Here is a 16,515-nt window from a genome sequence, read left to right on the forward strand (position 1 = left end):
TGGTAGTCGTCCAGGGCCTCGGTCTGCGGCGAGGCGGCCAGGCCCGCTCCCAGCACCCGGTAGTCGGCGAGCTAGTCGCCGGGCGGCCCCGCCACCCACCACCCGGAGAACCGCATGCCCGCCACTGCCGCCCCGCCACCGCCGCACATACCCGCCGACGACCTCGCGCAGGGCCTGGACGAGGCACACCGCATCCTCGCCAACTGGGGCTGGCGGCCGGGCCCGTGCGACACCCGTGGACCGCGCTCCCTGCGCCGCCCCAAGCCGCTCGACCACGCTGTGTGGGCAGCCTGCACCGGCGACGCCGACCCCGACGCGCCGAAGCTGCACGAGGCGGGCCGCGCGTACAACGCCCTGCTCGCGCTCACCGAGCAACTGGAACTCCCGCCCACCCAACGGGCCCTGGCCGAGTGGAACGACGAGCCCGGCCGCACCCTCGACGAGGTCCTCGCCCTGCTCGCCCTCACCGCCGAACGCCTGCGGCAGAGTCCGCAGTCCTTCCCTGTCCTCTACGCCCTGCTGCACGCTCGTGCTGCGGTTGGCGTCGGTGGCGAGCCCCGGCTATGAGGCAGTGCACGCGGCTCACGGCCGGCCCTCGACACGCCGCCCGGACGTCCCGGCAAAGCACGCCGGCATACGGCGGCACTCCCGTGTCGGCGCACCCCGCAGTGACGTTGACACGTTGGCGTCCAACGCGCCCTGAGCGCGCCCCGATCTGCCAGCTGACACATGTGCCACAGGAGTTGACGAACACGGACCGTCGGCCGGGCAGGCGACAACATCGGTTTGTCGACACTGAGGGTGCGTCAGAAGTGGTGGTCAGCAGGGGCGGAGCCGCAGAAAGCCGCGTTCGACACGATCAGGAAGGGGCCGTGCACAGCATGTGGACAGAAGGTAGGCTGACCGCCTGGCCGGACGGCCCCGTGGCACGGGCCTCCAGTCACCACAAGCGAAAATGGCGCCGGCCCCGCATCCAGGTGCGGACAACACCTGGTTGGGAGCAAGCTCCCCGCGGGGCCGGAGTCGGACCAACCGTAGTTAGGACGGTGGCCGACATGGGTCAAGGATACCCGTGCATCCAAAACTCAAGACGTCACATCTGCAGCTCTGGCGAGAATCACATCGCCATCGAGCCAAATTGTGATCTCCGCGACCGCGTGTCGCGGCCACTGACTCCCGTCGGCGCTTCCCTGCCGGTGGTTGAGAACGTCCAGCCCCTCAACCGAGGGGGCTCCATGACGTAGTCCTTCGAAGGGCGGCGCGTTTCCCGACGCAACCGCCCGGGCCATCCTCCGGCCTTCGGGTGTTCCCGCACCCTCCGGCCCTGTCGGCCCACCTGCCAGCGCTCCGGCTCCCTCTGCCGCAGCGTGCCTGGATCACCGGCGTAAACGCCCTGTGATCAGGCGAAATCGGTTCTTCCCGGAACCAAGCCCCGAGCCGGGGCTTTGTCGTGCCTCCACACCGCAGCAATGGAGACCGAAATCATGATGCAGGACAGTCCTGCCCTTTGTCACCCTCGGCATGCCGAAAACAGGGCGTGCCAGGCCACGATCCCCGAATCGGGTGACCAGTCGCACGCGCGCGGCCACCGCTCGGCGGCTCATGTCGGCGCTCGACCGCCTGGTTCTGGCCAGGTCTGCGGTCTGACGGCCGCTGGTCGCCGAGCCGTGGGCTCGCGTTCACGTCCGGCCGTGGCCAACGTCCTTCCGATGCCTTCGGGCGCTCGAGGACCGCGCCGTCCCAAGACGTGCGAGAGCACTGCATCGTGGACCGTCCGGTGAGCGCTCTCGCGGCTCCGGCTCGTGTTCCCGCTCCCCGCGGCTCGCGCCGGCTGAAGGCCATACCCGAGCAGGCAGGCCCGGCGCCGACGCGGAATGCAGAGCATCCGCTCGCCCTCGGGCGGGATACCCGGGCTCGGCTCTCGCGCGCCGTGGAGATCCTGACGCCGACGTTCCTGAGCGATGCGATGCGTCTGGCGCTTGTGGTGCTTGCCTCCCGTACGCCAGAGGCGACCGGCGTGGTAGAGATTCGGGTCCGTGAACTCGGCCGCTGGCTGGGGCTGTCGGAGTCGTACGTCTCTTCCGTGGTGTTGCCGGGGCTGCGTCAGGCCGGCGCCGTGCGCACGGGCACGATCCCGGGCGAGTTCGGCGAGGACCGGGCTCTGCGCTGCGAGGTCGTGGCGTTGTGGAACGCGCGCGGCGTCGTCGGCCACCCCCTCGCTCTGCAGCGCAAGGAGTTCGCGACGCTTCAGCGGCTCTGCGAGGCTCTGTTCGCGCCTGGATGGCAGCACCGGGATGGGACGGTCACTCCGCCTGGTCTCCTCGGCAGCAGGACGGGGCGGGGCGCGGCCACCGATCGCCTGGCCCTGCTGCGGCTGACTCTGGAGGCGACCGAGACCGGGCGGGTGCGCCTTTGTGGCGGTTCGGTGCCGTCACGCCGCGGCCGGCTGGCGGCGACGGTGGCGCGTCTGCTGGGGTGTTCGGCGTCCGGTGGTGAGCGGGTGCTGTATCGCCTGGAGACAGCTGGGGTCGTCGAGCGGGTCCGGCTCGCGACGAAGTCGGGTCTTCCTCACCGCAGTCGTCTGGTCGTTCCGGCGGTGGCTGCCGCCCATCAGGCCCGCGCCGGGGTCCCGGGGAAGGCCCACCGTTCTGCTCACTCCGCTGATTTTTCAGACCCTGACGCTACGGCGGGGGCAAGTGGTGTTGCACGGCCTTGCGAGGAACCCCAGCTCAGCGCCGTTCCGGAGGAGCAGGACGGCAAGAATTCAGACCCCGACGTTACGGCGGGCCTTCACACTGATCACCCTTCAGTGGTTCAGGTCGTCTTTCCCCCCACTGTTGACTGTGGTTTTTCCGGCGAAGCCGCGTTTGACACCGGTGCGTTGCCGGAGCGCGCGTGCGCGCGCGAAGACGACCCGATCGACCCCCTCGAAAGCCCTCGGCCGTCACTTGACGGTGCATCCGGCGGCCCGCTGCGCGGGGAACAGCCCTCAGAATCCGCCCCCTCCAACAGCCGTACAGACCTGGGGAAGCCGACTCCTGCCGCCCGTCGTCTGCAGCTCGTCCAGGGCGAAAGGCAGCAGCAACGAGGGAGGGTGCCGCGCCCGCCAAAAGATCTTGAGCTTGTTCTGGGACCCGTTTCCGGGCTCTGGGCTCGGCTTGATCGTCAGGGTGCGCGTGCCCGCGTTGTCGCTGCCGCGCGCAGCGAGCTCGAGCGCCTGTCCCAGATCACCGGTCCGCTGCGGGCGCCCCGAGCCCTGGCCGAGCGGCTTCACTGGCGCCTCGATGAGCAGGAGGGCCCGGCACACGTCAACGATCCGGTCGGCTGGCTCATCAGCCGGGGGCTGCCCCGCCGCCCGACGTGCGGCGACGTGCGATGCGACGACGGCGTACGGCTCGACACCCGCGAGTCGTGCGGGACATGCGACTACCTCGTCGCTGACCGCCGTGCCCTTCGCCGTCGGGTTGTTGCGGACGTAGAAGCGCAGCTGCCCGGCATCGGGGGCACCGAGCGGCAGCGTGCGATCGAGGAGCGGATGCGCGAGGAGACGGACCGCGCGGCTGGCCGTGCTGCCCTCCGGCGCGAACGCCTGGAGAAGGAGCGCGCTGAGCGACAGCAGCTCTTCGAGGAACGGCGCGCCCGGGCCGAGCAGGATCGCCTCGCCGCTCAGGCCGCGGCGGAGGCCCGGGAGTCGGCCCCCTGCGAGGGCTGCGGGGCCGCGGACGTTGGCGGGCTGTGCGGGGCGTGTGGTGAGAAGCGCGCCATTGAGCAGGTGAGTCGCCAGGCGGTCACCGTCGTGTCCGCGGCCTGCGCGGATCCTACGGATGCCGACGAGGTCCGCACGGCTGTGGCCGCAGCGGAAGACGCTCTGCGGCAGAGCATCCAGGCGGCGCAAGAGCAGCTGCGTCAGCGGGCCGGCACGATCGAAGTCTCCGAGCATGCGCTCGCCCTGGCCGGGCGGCTGGCCGCCGAGACTACGGCGGCGAAGTTGCGGACTTCCGCGCTGGAGAGCCTGGCCTCGACCGCGGCCGCCGAGTTGGAGGCGCAGGCCGCGTACTCGGCGACGATGCGGTCGTGGCGGCGGTACGGGACACGCGCCTGCGCTCGGCAGGCGGCCCGCGAGGCGGGTGAGCAGGCACGTGAACGTGCGGTGCGGCACCTGTTGGCGCTGCGGACCGGTGTCCTCCAGGGGACGTTGCCAGCTGAGGTACTGCGGGCCGGTGGCGGCGCCACCCCCTATGCCGTGGGTGCGGCTCGGGCGCGTACGGCGCTGCGAGGTGCCTGCAGTGCGTGAGGTGTCCAGCGACCGGCCTGGCCCCGCGGGAGCATGCGGAGCTGTGTGCCGCTGGGATCTCGGCGGGCCCGGCGGTAACGGGGCAGGCCCCCGCCGTCAGACGGGGGCCTGCCCAGGGGTGGTTCTGTGAGAACCGGGCTCAGGCGGCGTTCTCTTCGTTCTCCACGAGTCCCATCTGGACCAGGGAGGCGTCGATCGCGAGCCTGTGCTGTGAGTCGGGAACCCAGAATGCCAGTGGCTCCTGAGCGTCCAAGGACTCGGCGACCGCGGTGCTCGACGTGAGCATCGGCAGCACCCTGTCGCCGTAGACCTCCCGCGCCTCGTTCTGACGCTTGAGGTAGAACTTGCCCTGGCTCTCGGCCCGCTTGCCTTCGTTGATGAAGACCCAGCGCACGTGAGGGTTGGCGTTGAAGTACTCGTACTCGTTCCTGATCTCCTCAACGCGGCGGATCAGGGCCGTGGCGCCGCGCAGCTCCTTGCGGCCCGGCTTGATGCAGCAGATGACTTCGGTGGCGGCCAGGAGCAGCGAGATGGTCAGGGTGCCGAGCGAGGCAGGCGGGTCGATCCAGATGAAGTCGAATTCGCCTTCCTCGATCTGCTTCGCCAGGGCGACCTGGAGCCAGAAGACGCCCTTGTCGTCCTGTGCGAGTTCCTTGTCGGCGGCGCTCATTTTCTCGTCGCCCCGGACCAGGTACAGGTTGGGGATGATCTGGAAGGACTCGTCCTTGTCGCCTGGCGCAATGCGGGTGCGACCGGGGACCATCGCTTCCTTGAGCGTGTGCTTGCCGAGCATCACGTCGTGGACCGTGACGACGTTCGGCGGGAGCTGGTCACCGTCGTAGCCGGAGTAGAACGAGGCGTCCGACTGCAGGTCGGTGTCGATGTAAAGGACCCGCTTGCCCTTCAACGCGGCCTGGACGCAGGCGTTCCAGCCGTACGTCGTCTTCCCGACGGAGCCGGCGCGGTTGATGGGGATGTAGACCGGTGGGACGTGCGGCGCGTACAGACGCGGAATGAACTCGGTGTCGAGCATGGAGTGACTCCGGGCAGTGTGTGGGTGTGTGGAGCGCTCGCGGACATGAGCGCGGGGTTAACGCAGGTACTGCTGCTCCCATGAGCTGGGCTCGTACTTGGCGGCTTCAATCAGGTATCGCCAGTGCCTGATCACGCGGAAGTCAGGCTTGCGTCGGCGATCCTGGGCGCGAAGCTCGTCGTCAGCGAGGGCGACCGCGTAAGCGAACTGCAGCATCAGCGCGCCGTCCTGCCCGGCCAGGACGTGGTCCCGGTACGAGGTGGGGCTGCTGTATCCCTGTGCCGACGACGATTCGATCTCGCTCAGCCACTTGTGGGCCAACCGTACGGTCTGGGAACCGACCATGGCCAGCGTCGTTGCTGCGGTACGCACCACATGCCCGTCGACCAGCGGTTCCCGGTACTCCTGGACCAGGAGCTTGCAGGCCTCCTCGCGCCGCGCATCCGCCGCGATCTGCTGCTTCTCCGTGTCGGTGAGACGGGACTCCTGTTGCTTCGGCGGATTGCCCGTCTCGCTGCTGGTCTCGTCGTGCCCGCCGGTCTCGTTGTTCGCGCCCGTCTCGTCGTCGGTGCCGCCGTCGGCGCTGTGGGTTCTGTCAGAACCAGTTGTCTCGCCGCCGTCGGTGCCATCTCCTTGTCCGGGCTGCTGCTCCCCGTCGGGTGTGAGCGTCTGCTCGTCCTTGTTCTCGGAAGCGGGCGGCGCAGACTCCGCGCTTGTGGCGGGGTGGGGAATCGGGGTGGCGGTCTTCTCCGCTTCGATCGTCGACAGGTGAAGGAGCCGGCCGGCTTCGCGCGCGTCAAGGTTGCGAGCCGTCATCAACTCGTAGGTCGGCATCACCAGCTGCGGGTCCTTGACGACGGAGATGATCGTGTACGCCTTGTCCGGGGTCAGGGAACCCCGCTCCGACGACAGGATCGACTCGCGCGCCTCGGTGACCTCCACCAGGGGCAGGATCGCGATGCGCTTGGTGACGCGACTCTTCGACTTGCTGAAGCCGTAGTGCTCCGCGATCTCCTTGTCGCTCCACCCCTTGTTGACCCGGAGCCGCCGGTATCCCTCGCCTTCCTGAAAGCAGGTGAGGGCCTGACGGTTGAGGTTCTCATCGAGGAAGATGGAGTCGACATCGCTGGCGTGTTCATTCTGGACGTCGACCCGGAGTTCGGTGAGACCAGCATCCGGAGCGGCATCCAGCCGGCAGTGACCGGCGACCACTACATAGCGGTGGTCTGGAGAGAACGCCTCCTCGTCCTCGGGGTAGTGCGCGACGTACTCTGCGACGTCGACGACGACCAGGGCTTGGATCAGGCCCTTGCGCTTGAGGGATGCGACCATGCGGTCGCGTTCTTCCGGGTCTGGCCACAGGTCGTCGCCGCGGAGGTTCCGCGGGCACGGTGCGATCTGCTCGATCGGCACCGTGATGCCGGACCCCCTGGGCTTGGGGGCCTGGATGAAGGGCTTTTCCTCGAGCTTGATGGTGTCTGCTGGCGTGAGCGTTGAGCCGCCTGCTCCATTGCGCGGCATACGCACCCTCCGATGTTTGTGCTTCGACAAGTCGTGTGGGACTTACGGGACCGAAGCGTAGTGGTTCTCTCCGGAACCCCTTGGAGAAACCCCTGGTTTATGCATGGGTAAAACGGAGCGGACAGGGTCAAACGGTTCGTATTCGTCACCCACGTCAGCTACTTCACTCGGGGTGGGGCCATGGATCGGCTGTGTGGCGGGCCGTTGTCGTCCCCCACCGCCGTGGCGTCGCCAGCCCTCGGCGTGATCGAGGGGCCTCGGCTGTGGGTGGCTCCGGTGCCTTCCGAGCGGGGGCGGCGTGTCGCCGTGGTCGCCACAGCCGAGCACACCGGCTTGCGGAGTCGGCGGGGACCTGGGGGAATCGCTGCACGGGCACCGCACTGCTCATACCTGGTAGAGGTGCGCCGTTCGCGGGTTTTAGGGCGCCACGGCCGGCGCGGCTGCGACGCGGCAGCCCAAGCCGTCCGGCCGTGGTCGGCAACCGCCGATCCGCCCCACCTCATGCCCCGGAGTCGTCAGGCGGAGCGCGTCACCAAAGGAGGCGCGTATCCAGGGCTCGGCTCGTGAGGATCAGGGACAGTCGGTTCGGCCAAGGGCCAGTCCTGGACGGCGTCTGCCAGGTTGTCTCACGTTGCTGGGGTGAGCGCGCTGTCGTACTGCTCGACGGTCCAGGGAATGGTCACGCAGGACAGCAGGAACCAGGGGTTGTACCGCTCGAGGTCCCATTGCTCCACGGGGAACTCCAGGCCTTCGTAGGTGTGTCCGTGCAGTTCCTCGAAGCGGGCGAGTGCGGCGCGCAGGCTCGCCTTCGTGCTCAGGTCGTTTACGGGGATGTCGTCGAGGAGGTCGGTGTGGACGTCATCGGCCAGACCGGGGAAGTCGTCCGCCAGGTCGTCGACGGTCTCGCTGATGTAGGCGACTGCCCGGTCTCGTGAGTACTCGCGTGCCTTGTTGCCCGGGGCGAGGCGCTGCTCCCAATACTGCGGGTTGACTCGTTCCGAGTTCGGCTCCGGCCGGAACAGCTCGACCAGGTCGCCGCCGGTGAACGTCCAGCAGCCGAGTCCGCCCCGTAGGACAAGCACGTCGGGCCAGGTGACGACCTCGCACCAGCGCCAGGATGCCCTGGGGAAGTCGAAGCGCAGGTGTCGGTAGGCCTCGTCGTCCTTGAGCACGGTCATCGTCGCGCCCTCGGCGTCGGTGGCGAACCGCTCCTTGGCGTCGGTCAGTTGCTTCTGCAGTTCGGCGTACGGGTCGGTGGTGCTCATGCAGTGTTCCTCTCGTGCCGGGCCCGGGTGACTGCTGCCGGGCCTTCGCCGGTACAACGAAAGGCCTAACCGGTGAGGTGCGGGACGTAGACCGTAGCCAGTCGCCACCCGCGAGGTGGTCGGGGCCGGCCGCTCTCACACGGACCCCAAGTGCTGGCCTCAAGCAGGTGTGCCGCCCCGTGTTCTCCGCGTGCTCGCAGGTGTGATCGGGAATGGTGAGCTCCTTCGCCCCCCGGGCGCCGTGGCAGACCCCTGGGCGCTGGCGACAGGGACCGGTCAGCCGTACGAGGCGGAAGCTGTGCCGTCCGGGTATCCGCTGCTGCCCGCGGGGACCGTGCAGTTGCCGACCAGGTCGTCCACCGGTCTGCTGCTTTGATGTGCTGCGCGCCTGGACTGCGAGCCGTCCGGCTGGTTCTGCCAGAACCGGTGGCAGGGACTGTCGGGGTGTCGCACTCCTTCTTGTGTTCAGGCGGCCGCTTGGTTCTGGCAGAACCGGGCACGGATTCCGACACGTAGAGGAGGCGGTGGTGCAGGGTCCCGGAACACGTCCCCCGGATCTGAGGGCGGGACGGAGGGAGCCGCCTCGGCCGACGATCTTGATTCAGGAATCGACCGCACGCCAGGGCCCGCCCACGTAGAGTGTGGGGAGCGCGTGAAGCGCAGGCTTCGAGGTCGTGTGGGCCAGTGGAGCCGCGGACAACTGTGGGCACTCTCGTTAGGGGGTGCCCACAGTGCTGCTGTGCGGAGTACCTGGTCTCCTCGCCTCGCATCGGATCGCAGGGCTGGCCCGGGGCCGCCGCGGAGCGGCACTCGTCGCTCGGCTGGATAGCTGTCCGTCAAGCCGATACGGACAGGAGTCGCTCTTGTGCGGTGTCAGGGAGTCCTGGAGGGCGCCGACGCAGTCGGTCGGCCCGGAGTAAAAGCAGGGCTGGCATCGCGGAGCACCCTGGCGGTTGTCTCGCAGACGTGGGCGACTTGCTCCCGGAACGGATAGATCCCCGGGGAACTCGCGTGCCGGCGTAGATACATCAGGGCCTGCGCCCACTCGACTGCGTCCTCGGGGAGGGTGTAGGCCTCACCGCTGAGCCGCACGCCGGGAACAATTTTGACCTTCGTCGGGCCCTCGCGCACGACGGTGCGCACGACCGTCTCGGTGCGTTCGACCAGTTCGCGAACGGGCTCTCGGGTCCGGCCGCCATCGCTTACGGGACGGGCGGCGCGGGCCTCGGCCGTACGCAGTTCCCAGGCGCGGGTCCGGTGCGCGGCGCTGCAGTACTGCGGTGGCCGGCCCTTGCCCTTGTAGTGGACCGGGATGCCGCACCACGCACAGGTGCGCTGCACCAGTTGCTCGCGCACCACGCCGGATTCGCGAACTGAGATCACACCGGCGGTCTGTCCCTCATCCTGTCGCGGTTCATCCAGCTGGGGGGCGGGGCTTTTCGTCACGGACGTAACTCTAGAACGCCCGGGTTGGCCTGCTTCACACGGCCCCCTGCAGTCGGCACGGGAGACGCTGGCCGGGTCCGAGAGTCCGGAGGATGGTTCTGACAGAACCGCGTGGGGTGCCCTTCTGCGGCCCTCCTTCAAGAAAACGGGTTGTCTCTACAACCCCGTATGCGTTATTGTGGTGTCCGTTGAACCACATGGCACCCGTTCTTTGGGAGGTGGTGCTCGCCGGTGCGCCGCACCGTCGTCGACTACTACGCACTATCCGAGAGCCAGCGCATGCTCGTCGACTGCACGTTGCTGGCGCTCGGGTACGACGACGCCGGCTACGTCGATCCCGGAAGTGCTGAACCGTTTCCCGCCCGCCTTCGCATGGCCCTGTCCGCGTTCCTCGCACGGCATCTGGAAATCCGCCTCCCACCCGGAGACGAGATCGCCATGTGCTGCGAGTGCGACGCCATCGGATCTGCCGCGGACATGCGCGAAGGCTTCGACGGCGGGATGCGCTGCACCGACGACCCGGACTCGGGCTGCCACGTCCGCTACGTCATCGAGAACGAGGCCTACTGACCGGGCTCCGCAACGCGCCCGGGCCTCACCGTGCAGGACCTCCACCGCCGTACGCCACCTGCGGAGCGCCCCCATGCCCTCTCTCAGTGTCTTCCTGCGCAAAACCCAGCACATCGTGAACCTGCACGGACTGCTGCGGAAGAGCGACTACTTCGCCGAGCTCCGCGACGAGGGCTGGCCTCCCCGGCTCGACCTGGCAGCGTCGGTCTACCTCGCGGTCACTGGCGAGGTCCCCGACGCCTTCCTCAGCGATCCCGCCGAGTCCCTGCGGCTGATCCACGAACAGCCGAACGTCATGCAGATCCTGGCGCGGCTGTCCGCCGCCATCCCCGGTGAGCCTCCGGCCGACCGTCCCGACGCGGAACCGAATCTCGTCGAGCACATCGCCTCCTGGGTTATCGAGGGCGACACCCTCACCCACAGCGGAGCCCCCAGCGAGAGCGAAGTCATCGGGCTGCTGGAGCGGCTGGCCAAGGACGACGACCTCGGGCTCCCCGGGCGGCAGGACAGTCCGATGGCAGTGAGGAGCGCACGATGACCACCCGCGCCCGGCTGGCGAAGATCTACCGTGCGACCTCCCGGCACGTCGCCGAAGGCGGCGACCTGATGGAGGCCCTGGCCATCGCCGCCAAGAAGGCCACAACCCTGACCGACGCCCTCGACCGCCTCGCGCAGGAACTGGACCTCGCCGCTCCCGCCCCCTGGCGACGCCTCAACGCGTGGGTGGCCTTCACCGAACGGCGCGCGGTCCTGATCGCCCTTCAGGGGCTGGCCCACCGACTGGCCCCGGTCCGCATGCCGATCGGCCATCTGCTCATCCACCCCCGACGGCACGACCCATTCGCGCTCGGGCACCGCATCCTCATCCTGACCAGCGGCGGCAAGGACAGCGCCGTCATGGAGGACGCCGTCTGCACCCAGGCCGTCGACCGCGGGGCCCTGCACAAGGTCATAGCCGTCCACAACGACCTCGGCCGGACCGGCGAGCGCTTCAGCGACGAGCCCGTCGAGTGGCCCGGCACGCAGGACCTCGTCCGACGTCAGACCGCCCGCTACGGCATCCCCCTGGAAATCACCAACCGACCCGGAGGCGGCCTCTTCGACCAGCTCCTGGAGCAGCGCAGGCTGTGGCCTTCCGCAGACGCCCGCTGGTGCACCTCGGACCAGAAGGAGGGCGAGGGCATGAAGCGGGTCACCCACCACGCCGACGACGTCCGCGAAACGGAAGGCATCGACCACGTCGTCCTCTACTACTGCGTGGGCCTTCGCGCCGAGGAGTCCGCGGGCCGCGCCCGCAAGCCCGAGTTCGTCATCGACCGCTCCCGGTCCAACAGCCGCCGCACCGTGATCCGCTGGCACCCCATCATCCACTGGTCCACCCGGCAGGTCTGGCAGCACATCAAGGACCGCGGCCTGGAGTACCACCCCGCCTACGACGCGGGGATGGAGCGACTGTCCTGCCGCCTGTGCGTCCTGGCCACCCGGGCCGACCTCGTCTGTGCCGCCCGCATGAGCCCCCGGCTCACCGCCGACTACGTGGCCGCCGAGCAGCAGATCGGCCACACCTTCAAAAACGGCCTGTCCATCGCCGAGATCCAGCGCGAAGCGCAGGAACTCGGCCCCATCACCCGCATCACTCCCGGCGCCGCCATCGAGCGCCACCTCTCCGCCATGCCGCCCGCGCCGATGCAGCTTCAGCTGTGCAGCGCCTGACCCGGAGGACACCATGACGACCCGCGACCTGGTCCTTGCCCGCGTCTTATCGGACCGCAACACCGACTACCAGCTCGCATGGCACGAGGCCGCCGAGGAGCACGCCGGCGGAGCCTCGCTCAGCGTCCTGGAGACACGCCTTGAGTGGATGAACGACCCCACGCTCGCCCAGTCCACCCGGCAGCTGGTGAGCCGGGCGGAGCTGGACGGCTACCGCGACTACATCCGCAGCGAGCGGAACGCGCAGTACGACGACTGCGCCGCCGAGCTCGAGGGGACGGTGCGGCGGTGACCACGCCGGGACTCCCGTTCACGCGCGAGGTGCGCCTGCGAGCCCTGGCCGACCGAGCCGCACAGGACCCGTTCTTCCTGTCCGACTGCGAGGGCTCCCTGGAACTCTGGCGGGAGGCCGCCCTTGAGCATGTGCGGAGGGACGACACCGGCGCCATCACGATGTGCTCCACCCCCTCCTCGTACAAGGTCACGGATCAGGTCATTGAGATCGGCCTGGAGACCTGGGACCCGGGCGAGGACGCGACCGAGGATCAGATACGGCAGAACATCGCGGACCTCGCGGCCGGTCGTGAGGCTGTCGCCGAACTCCTGGACCTCGTCGACCGGCTGACTGCCGAGCGTGACGCGTTGCTGGGCCGGCTGGCCGGGGCCGCGAACCGTGCCGACGAGGAGACGGCGGTTCTGTCAGAACCGGTTCGTCCGCTGTCGGCCCCGCCTGTATCGGTTCCGACAGAACCGGTACACCGGCCGTCGGCCCCGCCCGCGTCGGTTCTGTCAGAACCGGTTCGTCGGCCATCCGCTCAGTCGGGGTGCCCGGTTCTGTCAGAACCGGGCACCGGGAGCGGAGGCGTGTATGCGGCGATGCTCGGCGCTGCCGAGCTCCACGCCGCACACCAGGCCTGGCACGCCGCCGAGCACGGTCCTCACCCGCTGGGTGACCCCGCTGGGCCCGGGGGCCTGCGTACCTGGCGGGGCGCCCTCCTGCGCCTGGGCCACCACGACCTCTGGACGCACGCCCGCGATGCCGCCAAGCAGCTCCCGTCTGGCCAGGACGTGCACGAGATGCATCACGTCCACGTCCACCTGCGCCCCGAGCCCCCGACCGACGACACCAGTGCGCCGTCCGACCGTTGGAGGCTGTGCGCCCGTACCGCCCCCGGAGCCGTCCCCGTCACGCTCGCCACGATCCACACGCTGGAGTTCTCCTGATGGCCACGAATTCTTCGATCGAATGGACGGACGACACCTGGTCCCCGATCATCGGCTGCGACCGCGTGAGCAGCGGCTGCGACGGGTGCTACGCGATCCGAGAGGCGTGGCGGCACTCGCACAACCCGCACCCCGAGGTCGCGGCGGCGTTCGCCGGTACGGTGCAGAAGACCGAGGACCGCCTCGACTGGACCGGTCAGGTCAACCTCCTCCACCGGCGCCTCGTCCAGCCGTTGCGCGGACGCAAGCCGCGCAAGATCTTCGTCAACTCGCAGAGCGACCTGTTCCACAAGAACGTGCCGGACGCCTTCATCGCCCAGGTCTGGGCCGTGATGTCGTTGGCCCGGCAGCACACCTACCAGATCCTCACCAAGCGCCCCGGTCGGGCCCGGTCCCTGCTGGCCAGCCACGCGTTCCGCGTGGCCTGCGAGGAAGCCGAAGCCAGGCTCGTGGCCGACGAGACGACGCCGGGCCTGCCGCGCGCCCGGCGCGAGCAGTACCCCGGCCGCTCGCGGAGCACCTTCGCCGAGCCTCTGCCGCACGTGCAGCTCGGAGTCTCCGTCGAGGACCAGCGCACGGCCAACCTCCGGATCCCGGTCCTACTGGAGACGCCCGCCGCCGTCCGCTGGATCAGCGCCGAGCCGCTCCTGGGGCCCGTAAACCTGAAGCAGGCGGTCATCCCGATGGGCAGCCAGCGGGGCCACGGCCTGACCGCCTCCTTCGTCCACCTCGGCGACTGCTGCACGAACCAGCTCCACGGAATCAACTGGTGTGTCGTCGGCGGTGAGACCGGGCCCAAGGCCCGGCCGATGCACCCGGACTGGGTCCGCGACCTGCGGGACGAGTGCGCCAAGACGGGCGTGCCGTTCTCGTTCAAACAGTGGGGAGACTGGGGCCTTCACACCGCCGTGGACGGCGACGGACGCCTCGGTGCAGGCGCCCGCGCTCTGGCGGCCGACGGCACACTCTACGAACCCGGTTCCCCGCAGGCCGGCCACGACGCGCGCCTGGTGCACGTCTGCAAGGTGGGCAAGAAGACGGCCGGCCGGGAGCTGGACGGCGTCATCCACGACGAGTTCCCGGCGGGGGTGACGGCATGAAGAAGCCCATGCCTCGGCGGAACCCTCCGCGCGGGAACCGATTCCGGCTGCTCATCACGTTCCCGGGCCAGGACCGCGCCCGTCGCCTCTCGACCAGCGACCTTCGAACGGCCCGCCGGATAGCGCGGCACAGCGCGCGCAGCGGCGACGCGTTCGTGACCTTCCAGACCGCGCGGCGCGGCCGCTACACCACGGCCCGCACCTACTCCTCCACCCCCACGTAAGCGCGGATCGGCCCGTACCGGCCCTGCACCCGCATCACCAGCTCGGAGGTGAACCATGTCCCGTCCTCTGCAGTCCGTCCCCCACCCCACGTCGACGCCGTCGCCGACGTGCAGCCGCGTCGATCCCGACCTCGGCCACCAGCCCTCAGCCACGGCTCTGCGCGTCTTCAGGGGCGTCTGCCGCTCCTGCCCGCTGCTCACCACCTGCGTCGACCGCGACCTCAGCAGCACGCCCGACACGTCCGTCCTCGGCGGCCTGACCGACGCGGAACGCGCCGCCCTCTTCTACGCCGAGCAGGCCGGAGACCGCGCCGACCGCGCCCAGGCCGCCACCCTGCTGGAGCCCTGGTGGGTCGGCAAGCTGCGCTACGCCGCCAAGACCTGCCCCACCCTGGACGAGGTCACCACCACCATCGGACGGGTCGAGAACCGGCCTGTCAGCCGCGGCACCATCCGCCTGGCGCTCTGGTGGAGCGGGATTGACGTGCCGATGGTCGCGCACGGAACCCACGGGCCGGCGCACGTGGTGGCCACGCAGCACCACAACTTCCTCTCGGCGCTCACCGCAGCCCACGCCCCGGACACGACGATTGCCGACCTGCTCGGCGTGCACGTCCTGAGCATCCGCCGCGCTCGCGCGCTCGCCACGGAGACCAAGGACGCGGCATGACGACACAGGCCCAGCCTCTGACAGCACTCAACACCTGGCGCGACCAGGCCGAATGCGTGGGCGCGGACCGGGATGTGTGGGCGGGCGACAGTCACGCCGACATCGCCGCCGCACGGGCAGCATGCCTGCGCTGCCCGGTGCTGGGATCCTGCCTGCGAGACGCGCTTCGCCGCGAGGCGCTAGCTCACGGCGCCCGGGAAGGCGTACGGGCGGCGCTCACTGGACCTCAGCGAGCTGCTCTGGTCCGCGACGCGAAGGACCTGGGGAGCTACGACGCCGAGATGGCCCAGGACATCGCCGCCGAGGCACTGGGACAACCGGGTCAGGTGTGGGAGATCGCGGCCCGAGACGGTGCGACGCAGACCACTGCCCGGCTCGCGCGCCGCATGCTGGGACGCGCCCCGCTCGTCACCGACGACCAGCACGGCTCCGCTACCGTGGACGAAGGCCTGGCTCGCGCCGATGACATCCTCTTCTCCGTACGGGAGGAGTCACCCGCCGAACTCGCCGAGCGGCTCGAGAGGCTGTCCCCTTCCGACCTCAAGACGGTGGCGGTTGTGCTCGCTGCGCTGGCCGACCCCACCCGCCCCATGGCCGAGGCACTGGCCTGGACCGAACGGGACACGAGCGACCAACCTGCCGACCTGGAACTGCCCCCTGCGGGCAAGGACTTCGTCGACGAGAACAAGACGATGCGCGCCCTGGAGGGCGAGAAGCTCCGCCTCTCCGGGACCGAGAAGGCCGCCGCCATCCGGGACGGGATGTGCACCACCCGGATGACTCCCGATGCGATCGGTGAGTCCCTGGGAATGAAACCCGCGTCGGTCATCCGGGTGTGGGCGCGCGTCCAGGAGCAGGCCCGTGATGCCGGTGAAGTCGTCCCCATGAGGATGGGAGTGCCAGAAAACAGCGTTGCCTAGACAACGCGTTATCGGCTACAATGGGAGGGCGGCACCAACCCATTAGGGATGCCGCCTCCGCTCCTGCGACGTGAGGACACCACATGTCACCACTCAGCGCGCAGCTGCTCCCGGCCGGACTCGACCGAGGCGCCTACCAGGACTTCGCCCGAACGATCAAGCGGACCGCGATGACCGTCGTGGCCCACCACCTGTACCAGAAGGGAGAGCTCCACCCGGAGGGCGGCGGCGACATGCTGACCGACGCCCAGATCGACCACCTGGCTGACCTCGCGGGCGTCAACCGTCCCGGCTCGGCCGACACGTACGACGCGGTCCGCCGGGCCGTCGCCAACTTCGACGAGCCCGTGACCGACAGCCTCGACCCGCAGGCCGTGGTGTACGCCATGCAGGCCGCGGGGGCCTCGCAGCTCCCGCTGCTCGACACCACGATCGCGGGTTCCCCGATCCTGTGGGCGCCGTTCCCCCTGCGCTGACCCACGCCTCCCAACCCCCACGCTGCCCGCCGCGATGACCGCGGCGGGCAGCGCCGTAT

16 protein-coding genes are annotated in these 16,515 nt (G+C 69.5%); 12 read left to right on the top strand and 4 right to left on the bottom strand.

The window, feature by feature from the left end:
* Positions 1 to 114 precede the first annotated feature (114 nt).
* Both ACWD0J_RS33370 and ACWD0J_RS33375 read left to right on the top strand, forming a co-directional pair.
* Positions 115 to 567: a DUF6197 family protein gene (locus ACWD0J_RS33370; RefSeq protein ID WP_451499593.1), complete on the top strand. Its 453-nt coding sequence runs from the start codon at positions 115 to 117 to the stop codon at positions 565 to 567.
* Positions 568 to 1,930: 1,363 nt separating this feature from the next.
* Positions 1,931 to 4,294: a hypothetical protein gene (locus tag ACWD0J_RS33375; protein ID WP_451499594.1), complete on the top strand. Its 2,364-nt coding sequence runs from the start codon at positions 1,931 to 1,933 to the stop codon at positions 4,292 to 4,294.
* Positions 4,295 to 4,433: 139 nt separating this feature from the next.
* Here ACWD0J_RS33375 and ACWD0J_RS33380 read toward each other — a convergent pair whose 3' ends face one another.
* From ACWD0J_RS33380 to ACWD0J_RS33395, 4 genes are all read right to left on the bottom strand, one after another.
* The gene (locus ACWD0J_RS33380; protein WP_451499595.1) at positions 4,434 to 5,327 is read right to left on the bottom strand and encodes a ParA family protein; all 894 of its coding nucleotides are present in this window, start codon (positions 5,325 to 5,327) and stop codon (positions 4,434 to 4,436) included.
* 57 nt (positions 5,328 to 5,384) lie between these two features.
* Positions 5,385 to 6,848, bottom strand: coding sequence for a ParB/RepB/Spo0J family partition protein (locus ACWD0J_RS33385; protein ID WP_451499596.1), 1,464 nt, complete (start codon positions 6,846 to 6,848; stop codon positions 5,385 to 5,387).
* Positions 6,849 to 7,474: 626 nt separating this feature from the next.
* Entirely contained in the window at positions 7,475 to 8,113 is a 639-nt protein-coding gene (locus ACWD0J_RS33390; RefSeq protein WP_451499597.1) for a hypothetical protein, read from the bottom strand.
* Positions 8,114 to 8,986: 873 nt separating this feature from the next.
* Complete coding sequence (locus tag ACWD0J_RS33395; RefSeq protein WP_451499598.1) at positions 8,987 to 9,496, bottom strand: hypothetical protein; 510 nt, start codon at positions 9,494 to 9,496, stop codon at positions 8,987 to 8,989.
* A 294-nt stretch (positions 9,497 to 9,790) separates the two neighbouring features.
* Between ACWD0J_RS33395 and ACWD0J_RS33400 the strand changes: the two genes are divergently transcribed.
* The 10 genes from ACWD0J_RS33400 (at position 9,791) to ACWD0J_RS33445 (ending at position 16,456) form a co-directional block, all read left to right on the top strand.
* Entirely contained in the window at positions 9,791 to 10,129 is a 339-nt protein-coding gene (locus ACWD0J_RS33400; RefSeq protein ID WP_451499599.1) for a hypothetical protein, read from the top strand.
* Positions 10,130 to 10,202: 73 nt separating this feature from the next.
* Positions 10,203 to 10,667, top strand: a complete 465-nt coding sequence (locus tag ACWD0J_RS33405; RefSeq protein WP_451499600.1) for a hypothetical protein — start codon at positions 10,203 to 10,205, stop codon at positions 10,665 to 10,667.
* Positions 10,664 to 11,842, top strand: coding sequence for a phosphoadenosine phosphosulfate reductase domain-containing protein (locus ACWD0J_RS33410; RefSeq protein ID WP_451499601.1), 1,179 nt, complete (start codon positions 10,664 to 10,666; stop codon positions 11,840 to 11,842). Before ACWD0J_RS33405 ends, ACWD0J_RS33410 begins: the two co-directional genes overlap by 4 nt.
* A 13-nt stretch (positions 11,843 to 11,855) precedes the next feature.
* Positions 11,856 to 12,134, top strand: coding sequence for a hypothetical protein (locus tag ACWD0J_RS33415; RefSeq protein WP_451499602.1), 279 nt, complete (start codon positions 11,856 to 11,858; stop codon positions 12,132 to 12,134).
* Positions 12,131 to 13,066 (top strand): hypothetical protein, encoded by a 936-nt coding sequence (locus ACWD0J_RS33420; protein ID WP_451499603.1) that lies wholly within the window; start codon positions 12,131 to 12,133, stop codon positions 13,064 to 13,066. The genes ACWD0J_RS33415 and ACWD0J_RS33420 overlap by 4 nt, the downstream gene beginning before the upstream one ends.
* On the top strand, positions 13,066 to 14,166 hold the full coding sequence (locus tag ACWD0J_RS33425; protein ID WP_451499604.1) for a DUF5131 family protein: 1,101 nt from the start codon (positions 13,066 to 13,068) through the stop codon (positions 14,164 to 14,166). The genes ACWD0J_RS33420 and ACWD0J_RS33425 overlap by 1 nt, the downstream gene beginning before the upstream one ends.
* On the top strand, positions 14,163 to 14,390 hold the full coding sequence (locus ACWD0J_RS33430) for a hypothetical protein (protein WP_451499605.1): 228 nt from the start codon (positions 14,163 to 14,165) through the stop codon (positions 14,388 to 14,390). The genes ACWD0J_RS33425 and ACWD0J_RS33430 overlap by 4 nt, the downstream gene beginning before the upstream one ends.
* Positions 14,391 to 14,445: 55 nt before the next feature.
* The gene (locus tag ACWD0J_RS33435) at positions 14,446 to 15,060 is read left to right on the top strand and encodes a WhiB family transcriptional regulator (protein WP_451499606.1); all 615 of its coding nucleotides are present in this window, start codon (positions 14,446 to 14,448) and stop codon (positions 15,058 to 15,060) included.
* Positions 15,057 to 15,980, top strand: a complete 924-nt coding sequence (locus ACWD0J_RS33440) for a WhiB family transcriptional regulator (RefSeq protein WP_451499607.1) — start codon at positions 15,057 to 15,059, stop codon at positions 15,978 to 15,980. Before ACWD0J_RS33435 ends, ACWD0J_RS33440 begins: the two co-directional genes overlap by 4 nt.
* An 83-nt stretch (positions 15,981 to 16,063) precedes the next feature.
* Positions 16,064 to 16,456 carry a hypothetical protein gene (locus ACWD0J_RS33445; RefSeq protein ID WP_451499608.1) on the top strand — a complete coding sequence of 131 codons (393 nt, stop codon included), beginning with the start codon at positions 16,064 to 16,066 and terminating at the stop codon, positions 16,454 to 16,456.
* Positions 16,457 to 16,515 lie beyond the last annotated feature (59 nt).

It is taken from the genome of Streptomyces sp. NPDC003011 (assembly GCF_053591515.1).